The sequence below is a fragment of the Niastella sp. genome (assembly GCF_045805085.1).
GTDB lineage: Bacteria > Bacteroidota > Bacteroidia > Chitinophagales > Chitinophagaceae > Niastella.
Genome location: NZ_JBJMLX010000129.1, coordinates 1 through 4,593, shown reverse-complemented (window position 1 = coordinate 4,593; position 4,593 = coordinate 1). Strand labels below are relative to the sequence as shown.

The 4,593-nt window shown below is 45.7% G+C and carries 5 protein-coding genes; all 5 read right to left on the bottom strand.

Translation table 11 applies throughout. From position 1 onward, the window contains the following. Window positions 1-507 (bottom strand): hypothetical protein (locus ACJ751_RS06420; RefSeq protein ID WP_407744549.1); only part of this gene is annotated, 507 nt, incomplete at its 3' end. A gap of 23 nt (window positions 508-530) precedes the next feature. Next, window positions 531-1,505, bottom strand: coding sequence for a FecR family protein (locus ACJ751_RS06415; RefSeq protein ID WP_407744548.1), 975 nt, complete (start codon window positions 1,503-1,505; stop codon window positions 531-533). Window positions 1,506-1,554: 49 nt separating this feature from the next. Continuing rightward, the gene (locus tag ACJ751_RS06410; protein WP_407744547.1) at window positions 1,555-2,124 is read right to left on the bottom strand and encodes an RNA polymerase sigma-70 factor; all 570 of its coding nucleotides are present in this window, start codon (window positions 2,122-2,124) and stop codon (window positions 1,555-1,557) included. A 138-nt stretch (window positions 2,125-2,262) separates the two neighbouring features. Continuing rightward, window positions 2,263-2,922 (bottom strand): alpha/beta family hydrolase, encoded by a 660-nt coding sequence (locus ACJ751_RS06405; protein WP_407744546.1) that lies wholly within the window; start codon window positions 2,920-2,922, stop codon window positions 2,263-2,265. Window positions 2,923-3,080: 158 nt separating this feature from the next. Continuing rightward, window positions 3,081-4,481, bottom strand: coding sequence for an aminopeptidase P family protein (locus tag ACJ751_RS06400; RefSeq protein ID WP_407744545.1), 1,401 nt, complete (start codon window positions 4,479-4,481; stop codon window positions 3,081-3,083). Window positions 4,482-4,593 lie beyond the last annotated feature (112 nt).

The window sequence follows — 4,593 nt, the reverse complement described above, 5'->3', positions numbered from 1 at the left end:
CGAGAAAGAAACTTCTATTGTGTGGGTGCCTGCAGGAAGGCTCAGGCTATAGAATCCTGCTGTATTTGATTCGCACAGTACACCGGTTGCCGGTTCGCGAATAGAGGCAAAGGGTAACGGTTCCAGACTACCTTGCTGTTGAATAAAACCGAACAGCACATATTTTTCAAGCAGGGCCCCTTGCGGCAAAGGCTCAGCAGCGGATATTATAATTATTTTATCATTGCGCTCAATGAGAGCTACCTTTTGTCCTTTCAGGATCACAGTAAGCACGGCGCCAATGGTGGTTTCGCCGGCAGGCAATGTAAGCCGTTGCGTATTATCGAGCAGGGTGGGAGAAAATTCAATATTTACCCCGCAATAAACAATCAACTCATGCAATAATTCGGGAGCATTTCCCTGAGCAGCCCTGCAATCGAACTTTGTTCTTAACAACCGGTGCTGCGCCATACTGCTTGTAACCAATAGAGTGCAAAGGATAAGGAGAGATACACGCTGAATTAACATGCTTCGGTAAAGGTTGTTATACTTTATTGTTTATATAACAGAATGGTATCGTTTTGTTTTCTGTTACTGATATTGGCAAGCAATTTTATTTCTGTAAGTACACTGTCTATAGGCTGCTGATCGAATTTTGCCGTAACGGTAGGTATTACCGGCAGCTTCATCAGCAGGCTGTCTGGTTGAATGTTCAGATTGTAGTAATTGGAAAGAACGGTAGCCACCTGGTTGATAGGTGTATTGTCAAATTTTATAATACCTGTTTTCCAGGAAAGGAAATTAGGATCATTCTGTGATCTTATCTGGAACCCTTTATTGGTAAGTGCACAATATTGGTTTGGATAAATGATTTGTTTGTCTGTCGTATCTGTTTTATTAGTGAACAGCACTTTACCTGTTGTTACAGCCAGTTCGTCCTGCTGATTATTTGTATTAATTGTAAATGAAGTGCCCAGCACTTCCAGGGTTGCTCTTGTTGTTTGAATGCGGAAAGGATGGGTTTTATCATGCTGCACCTCAAACCAGGCTTCTCCGGTAAGCGTTACCTCGCGGATGCTGCTGCTGAATGCTTTGGGATAAGAAAGGGTGGCTCCTTTGCGCAATATTACCTGCGAACCATCGGGCAGGGTAACAGGCATGTTCATTTGATCTGCCTTTACCACTTCGAGGGAAGGCTGCGGCTTATGGTAAAGCAACCAGCCGGCGATAAACAAAACGCCTGCAATACAAGCCGCCATGGCCAGCCGGAATAACGGACGCACTTTACCCTTGTTGCCCTGTACCAATCGTTGGTCAACTTTGTTCCAGGCCTGCTCTTCGTCATAAACGGTTTCCTGTAAAATGGAACCCGCTTCCTGCCAGATCTTCTCCAGTTGCCGGTAAATGGTCTCATGCGATCTGTTATCTGAACGCCACTGTTGCAGTGTTTGTGCCTCCGCCCCGCCAAGCTGACCTTTTAACTGTTTTTCAATCAATAGTAGTATATGTTCAGGAACTTTTATCATAGTTGTATATTACTAAGACAAGGAATTATTAAAAACTCCTACCATCTAATCAATATCTGGTGAAAAAAAAGGTAATGAAGGGCCATAGCCAGCTTTTGGCCTTGTGCACAAAGGAGCGCAGCAATTTCATGGCCTTCCAGGTTTGGTTGTTAACCGTTTTTATGGAGATGCCGAGCTGATCGGCAATTTCCTGGTTACTCAACTTTCCTGTTCTACTTAGCAGAAATACTTCCCTGCATTTTTCGGGGAGCTGCTCAATCCCTTTTTTCAATAATTCCCGGTAATTGGGTATGTCCTCTTCAGCGGGTTCTTCTGTTACTGTCCAGGTTAAATTGTCTTCATCTGCCGGATCCATATCGGAAAGGCTATGTAATTGTATTTTCTTTTTTGCCCCAAGGTGGTTGAAACAGGCATTTCTCACTGCCCGGTACAGGTAAGGGCGCGCCTGTGGAGATTCAATAACGGCTGCGTGTTTTTCCCAGACCCTTATAAAAATGTCCTGCACTGTATCCTCCGCAATAGCGTGATCCAGTACAAGCGAATATGCATATTGAGTAAGCGGTCCATAAAGTCCCCGAAATAACAGCTTGAACTGAACATAAAGATCGTCACGATTCACAAGAACAGGTTTTTGTTTTTAATTGAATGGCATAGATATGTTACGATCAAGTAAAAACGAAAGAGAAGGCATTTTGTTTTTGCTAATTTTTATGCGATGAAGTAGTATGCGTTATAACCTTTTTTAATATGGGGGTGTTTATTTCTTCAGGAGCTTCCCTGTCCACTCACTGGTGGCCTTTACCAGCAGGCTCATGGTGTCTTGTTTACCGGCTTTGAAACTATGGTCAGCCCCTTCCAGTTTCACCAGTTTGGCTTTTTTGAGCGAATCACATACTGCTGAGATCAGGTCCCATTGCGCCAATGTATCTTTTGTGCCCTGTAGGAAGAGCATGGGCACTTTTACGGCTTTTAAATGCTCTGCCCGGTCAATGGATGGTTTACCTGCCGGATGCAAAGGAAAGCCATAAAAAACGATTCCCTTTACGGCTGCTTCGGGATGGGTTGATAAATACTGCGACGACATACGACCGCCGAAAGATTTGCCTGCTGCCAATAAGGGCAGATCAGGGAACAGGTCCCGGGCTTTGTTTATAGCAGCTTCAATGGTTTGCTGGGCGACAGCCGGCGTATCGGGCCTGCCTTTTTTATTTTCTGTAAAGGGAAAATTGAAACGCATAGTACCAATATTCGCGGCTGATAAAGCTTCTGCCAATGAAACCATAAAGGAGTGATCCATACCCGCGCCGGCGCCATGCGCCAAGGTTAACAGGCAGGTAGCATTGGCTGGCACATCATAAGCAGCGGTAACTTTTCCAATGGTTGATGAAACCGGTATGGTAATTCGTTTGGTGCTCATATTAGCTGATTGATAGGCTAAAGGTAGATCATCTTACCAATACAAAATATCAGGCTTATCCTGAACTTCAACACTAAAATAACAAGCCAGGATTTAGTAGTCCCGGCTTGTTATGATTGGCTTTTTATAAGCAGCGCTGCAAAAGTAAAATGCTAATTTTATCCCTTCCGCATCGCTTCTATATCTTCCAGTTTCCTGGGCAGTGATTTACCCAGTTTCTTACTGCCGCTGTCTGTGATCACAAAATTATCCTCGATGCGTATGCCGCCAAATGTCCGGTAATCGTTCAGCAGTTCGTAATTGATGAACGATGTGTGTTTTTGTTCTGCCTTCCAGCGATCAATCAATTCCGGAATGATATAGATACCCGGTTCAACCGTAAGCGTAAAACCCGTCTTAAGCGTCTTACCCAGGCGGAGCGATTTCCAGCCAAATTCCTTGCTTTTCTTTAACTGGTCGTCATAGCCAACCAGTGGTTCGCCCAGGTCTTCCATGTCGTGCACATCAAGTCCTATCATATGTCCCAGCCCGCATTGAAAGAACATGGTATGCGCACCGGCTGCTACGGCTTCCTGTGCATCGCCTTTCATTAATCCAACCGCTGTTAATCCTTCCGCGAGTTTGATACAGGCCTGGGTATGTACTTCTTTATATTGAATACCGGGGCGCAATAATGCAATGGCGTGCTCCAGCGAATCCAGTACTACGTTGTATAGTTCGCGTTGACGGGTGGTAAACGCTGCTCCTGCCGGAAATGTGCGCGTGAGGTCGCCGGCATAATGCCCGGTGGTTTCTGCACCGGCATCAACCAGTACCATCTGTTCATCCTTCAGTGTATTGCCATGATAATGATTGTGCAGGGTTTCGCCGTTTATAGTGAGAATAATGGGATAGGAGAGGCGTCCGTAGTTGGCCAGCGCAATGGCTTCCACTTCGGCGGCCAGTTCGTACTCCTTCATTCCGGGGCGGGCGTGTTGAATGGCGGCCAGGTGCATGTCGGCTGAAATTGAGCAGGCCTTATCCATTTCCTGTATTTCCCTTTCTTCTTTTATCTCCCGTTGCGCTATAACCGCGCGGATCAATGGCTCGGATACAAACTGTTGCAGTTGCTCAATGGAACTATTCAGCCAGGCCGCCAGCTTTATTTTATTTTCCGGCCGGTAGGGCGGCAAAATATGGATGGGACGTTGCGCTTTGCGGGCTGCAGCCAACAGGCTGGCCAGCGCGCCAAGGTTATCACTGGCTGCTATTCCAATGGTTTCAGCCAGCTCCTGTACCAGGGGTTGAGGGCCCGTCCAGATAATATCATCGATGCTGGCATTCTCCCCAAATAGTATTTCCCTGTTTTCATCCAGGTCAAAAATTACCGCCAGACCGGGCTGGTCAATGCCAATATAGTATAAGAAAGTGCTATCCTGTCTGAAAGGGTAGCAGTTGTCTTTATAGTTCATGCTGCTGTCTTCATTGCCTAACAGCAATACAAGGCCATTTGACAATTTTGATTGCAACTGCTGACGTCGCTGTGTATATACCTGGCGGTCGAAAGTAGGCAGGTTCATGTAGTTTTTTTTCGAATGTACGAAGATGACGGCACCCCAAAAATAAAAAAGCCATCCTGTAGACACAGGACGGCGTTATTGATCGTACCCTTAAAAACTATATTTAATTTCT

Coding starts and splice junctions, on each gene's coding strand:
- ACJ751_RS06415 (WP_407744548.1), bottom strand. CDS start 1,505: ATGATAAAAGTTCCTGAACATATACTACTATTGATTGAAAAACAGTTA.
- ACJ751_RS06405 (WP_407744546.1), bottom strand. CDS start 2,922: ATGAGCACCAAACGAATTACCATACCGGTTTCATCAACCATTGGAAAA.
- ACJ751_RS06400 (WP_407744545.1), bottom strand. CDS start 4,481: ATGAACCTGCCTACTTTCGACCGCCAGGTATATACACAGCGACGTCAG.